This window comes from Streptomyces prasinopilosus, from assembly GCF_001419695.1.
In the GTDB taxonomy this organism is placed as follows: Bacteria; Actinomycetota; Actinomycetes; order Streptomycetales; family Streptomycetaceae; genus Streptomyces; species Streptomyces prasinopilosus.
In genome coordinates, this window is record NZ_LIRG01000884.1 from 1 (window position 1) to 3,745 (window position 3,745).

Annotated in this window: 5 protein-coding genes; 1 reads left to right on the top strand and 4 read right to left on the bottom strand. The window is 73.9% G+C overall.

The features are described 5' to 3' along the window. The coding region (locus tag AOK18_RS28010; RefSeq protein WP_240503343.1) for a DUF2000 domain-containing protein at positions 1 to 409 on the bottom strand (409 nt) is incomplete at its 3' end. A gap of 49 nt (positions 410 to 458) precedes the next feature. On the opposite strand from AOK18_RS28010, the gene AOK18_RS28015 reads away from it, so the two are divergent. Then, the gene (locus AOK18_RS28015) at positions 459 to 1,274 is read left to right on the top strand and encodes an AraC family transcriptional regulator (RefSeq protein ID WP_055696138.1); all 816 of its coding nucleotides are present in this window, start codon (positions 459 to 461) and stop codon (positions 1,272 to 1,274) included. A gap of 114 nt (positions 1,275 to 1,388) precedes the next feature. On the opposite strand, the gene AOK18_RS33145 is transcribed toward AOK18_RS28015, so the two are convergent. From AOK18_RS33145 to mshA, 3 genes are read right to left on the bottom strand one after another with little or no spacing between them, the layout of a single operon-like run. Next, complete coding sequence (locus AOK18_RS33145) at positions 1,389 to 1,529, bottom strand: hypothetical protein (RefSeq protein WP_157865262.1); 141 nt, start codon at positions 1,527 to 1,529, stop codon at positions 1,389 to 1,391. A gap of 32 nt (positions 1,530 to 1,561) precedes the next feature. Beyond that, on the bottom strand, positions 1,562 to 2,089 hold the full coding sequence (locus AOK18_RS28020; RefSeq protein ID WP_055572142.1) for a type III secretion system chaperone family protein: 528 nt from the start codon (positions 2,087 to 2,089) through the stop codon (positions 1,562 to 1,564). Next, positions 2,082 to 3,458, bottom strand: a complete 1,377-nt coding sequence (gene mshA / locus AOK18_RS28025; RefSeq protein WP_055696139.1) for a D-inositol-3-phosphate glycosyltransferase — start codon at positions 3,456 to 3,458, stop codon at positions 2,082 to 2,084. The genes AOK18_RS28020 and mshA overlap by 8 nt, the downstream gene beginning before the upstream one ends. Positions 3,459 to 3,745: the final 287 nt, after the last annotated feature.

Here is a 3,745-nt window from a genome sequence, read left to right on the forward strand (position 1 = left end):
CACGGCGGACCTGGACCTGGACGGCCAGGCCGACCAGGTCCAGGTCCGCCGTGGGCACCGCCCGTACCGCCGCGCGGTTGGCGTCGTCGTGGCCCGTGGAGAACAGGTCGCCGGTGAACAGGGCGCGCGGCAGCGCGCGGGACAGCGCCCGCGTGTGGGCCGCCGTCAGGGTCTCCTCGGTGCCCTCGAAGACCAGTACCGGCTGGCGGAACATCGGCAGGTAGGCCACGCCGTCCGCGTCCTCGTAGGGCTCGCCGATCAGTTCGGGGACCCGGCTGCCCAGGCCGCTGACCAGGAACGCGGTGACGTTGAGGCGCTGCCAGGTCTCCAGGTCCTCGCGCAGCAGGACGGCGATCTTCGTGTCGAAGCGTGTACTCATGGACCGTGTGCTCATGGACCGTGTGCTCATGGACTGAGACTGCCGGTCGGCGCACGCCCCCGTCTTGTACGTTCTTTGCATGGCCGCAGCGCGCGCGGATCGCCCCGAGCGGATCGTTTCCGCCTGGCGGCCCCGGGTTCCGGGGGTCGTCGAGGTGTTCCACGCCCACTTCACCGAGTACGCCTATCCGATGCACGTCCACGACGCCTGGACGCTGCTCGTCGTCGACGACGGCGCCGTACGGTACGACCTGGACCGGCACGAGCACGGCACCCCGCACGACACCGTCTCCCTGCTGCCGCCGCACGTTCCGCACAACGGTGCCCCCGCCACCCCGGACGGCTTCCGCAAGCGGGTGCTGTACCTCGACGGGACGCACCTCGGGGACGAGCTGATCGGGGCCGCCGTCGACCGCCCCGACCTGCGCGATCCGCTGCTGCGGCGGCGTGTCGGGCAGGTGCACGCGGCGCTCGCGGGGGCCGGGGACGAGTTCGAGGCGGAGAGCAGGCTGACGCTCGTCGGGGAGCGGCTGCGGGCCCACCTGCGGTCCCGGGCCGGCGCACCGGAGCCCCGGCGGGACCCCGTCCTCGCGCGGCGGCTGCGGGAGCTGCTCGACGAGCGGGTCGTGGAGGGTCTCGTCCTGGCGGAGGCCGCGGGACTGCTGGCCGCCCATCCCGCCCACCTGGTACGGGCGTTCAGCGGCGCCTACGGCATCGCCCCGCACCAGTACCTGACGTCCCGCCGGGTGGGGCGGGCCCGCCGGCTGCTGCTCGACGGCCGGGCGCCGGGCGAGGTCGCGGCGGCCACCGGTTTCCACGACCAGGCCCATCTCACGCGGCACTTCCGGAGACTGGTCGGCGTCACACCGGGCCGTTACCGCGCGGAGGGCCGGTAGCCCCTGGGCGAGCGGGCCACCGTCCCCGGACGGCCGGACAACCGAACGGCTGAACGGCTGAACGGCCGGCATGCCCGACCGGCCGGGCGGCGGTCGTGACGGGCCGTCGCCGCGTCACTTCACGTCGACGTGGTCGCCCGCCGCCGTCGCCCCGCCGGTCGTGGACGTCTCGCCGAACGTCCAGCGCCCGTAGCCGTCGGTGGTGGCCTTCACGGTGGTCTTCGGGCAACCCGTACAGCCCGATTCCGCACCCACGTTCGGAATTCCTGCTGCGGGCCGCGCGGTTCCTACCCGCCCGAGGGCCGCTCGATCAGCCGGGCGAACGCGTCCAGGTTCCGGGTCGACTCGCCGCGCGAGACCCGCCAGGCGTGCTCCTTGCGGATCGCGGTGGCGAAGCCGAGTTCGAGGAGCGTGTTGAAGCTCCCGTCGGCGGCCTCCAGGACCTGGCCGAGCAGCCGGTCGACCTCGTCGGGGGTGACGGCGGCCAGCGGGAAACGGCCGGTGACGTAGATGTCGCCGAGCGGGTCCACGGCGTATCCCACGCCGTACAGCTTGAGGTTGCGTTCGAGGAGCCAGCGGTGGACGCCGGCCTCGTTCTCGTCGGGGTGGCGGACGACGAAGGCGTTGAGGGAGAGCGAGTGGCGGCCGACGATCAGGGAGACCGTCGTGGACAGCTTGCGGGTGCCGGGCAGCTTCACCACGTACGTTCCGGGGGCCGGGCTCTCCCAGTCGAGTTCGGCGTCCTTCAGCACGTCCTCGACGACCCGTGCCGCCCGCCGCTCCGCTTCCGTCGCCTCCGTCGCCCTGTCAGCCATGGTGGGAGCGTACGTGACGGCGGTGCGCCTGCGTCGCGGCCGTGTAGACGTCGGCCGTGGCGGCGGCCGCCCGGTCCCAGCCGAAGCCCCGGGCGTGCAGGGCGGCGGCCTCGCCCATCCGGTCGGCGAGGTGCGGCGCGTCCGCGAAGTCGCGCAGCACGCGCGCGTACGCCCGCGGGTCGTGGCCCTGGACGAGGAAGCCGGTCTCCCCGTCCCGCACGGCCACCGGCAGCCCGCCGACCGAGGCCGCGAGCACCGGGGTGCCGGCCGCCTGCGCCTCTATGGCGACCAGCCCGAAGGACTCGCTGTAGGAGGGCATGACGAGGACGGACGCGGCCCGGAACCAGTCCGCGAGCTGCTCCTGCCCGACCGGCGGACAGAACCGCACGACGTCGGTGATGCCCAGGCGGGCGGCCAGCTTCTGCAGCCCCTCGGGCTTGGCGAGGCCGCTGCCGCTGGGACCGCCGACCACGGGGACGCAGATCCTCGAGCGCAGCTCGGGACGTTCGTCGAGCAGGACGGCGACCGCGCGGAGCAGCACGTCCGGGGCCTTGAGGGGCTGGATGCGGCCCGCGAAGAGCGGTATCAGGGCGTCCTGGGGCAGGCCGAGGCGGGCGCGCGCGGCGGCTCGTGCGGTGGGGGCGTCCCCCGGACGGAACGGGCGGGAGCCCTCGGGGAAGGGGCGGAAGCGGGAGAGGTTGACGCCGGGGTGGACGACGGCGACCTTGTCCCGCTCGGCCTGGTAGTGCCGGACGAGCTCGTCCGCCTCCTCGGCGGTGTTGGCGATCAGCCGGTCCGCGGCGGCGACGATCTGCGTCTCGCCGATGACGCGGGCGGCCGGTTCGGGGGTGTCGCCGGCGGCGAGGCTGGCGTTCTTGACCTTGGCCATGGTGTGCATGGCGTGCACCAGGGGGACGCCCCAGCGCTGGGCGGCGAGCCAGCCGACGTGGCCGGAGAGCCAGTAGTGGGAGTGGACCAGGTCGTAGTACCCGGGCCGGTGACCCGCCCACGCCTGCATCACCCCGTGCGTGAAGGCGCACAGCTGGGCCGGCAGCTCCTCCTTGGCGAGGCCTTCGTAGGGTCCCGCGTCGACGTGCCGGACGAGGACACCGGGCGCCAGGTCGACGGTGGGCGGGAGGGCGGCGGCGGTCGCGCGCGTGAAGATCTCGACCTCGATGTTGATCGCGGCGAGGCGCTGGGCGAGCTCCACGATGTAGACGTTCATGCCTCCGGCGTCCCCGGTGCCCGGCTGGTGGAGCGGGGAGGTGTGCACGGAGAGCATCGCCACCCGGCGGGGCCTGCGGTGCAGCCGCAACCGCGGGGGTGCGGCGGGGGAGCGCCGCCCGAGCCTGGCGATGTACTGGCTCACGTGCCGGTCCTCCTCGCTGCGGGCGTGGCTTCGGGGGCATGCGGTACGCCTCCCAGGTCCCCAACGCCGGAAGGGTGTGTTCCCATTTCCCGGCGGCCTCCCCGGACCGGGACTTTGCCGAATCATTACCGAATCTCGCTCAACCGTTCGAGTGTGGGGTGTAGAGGGCGTAGGGGAGGCGTACCGGGCGTACCGGGCGCGCGAGAGACCGGCACCGGCCGGTCCGGGCCCGTCCGGACGCCCGCATACCCTCGTACGCATGACCGCCCGCGCCGACCACCCCGTCG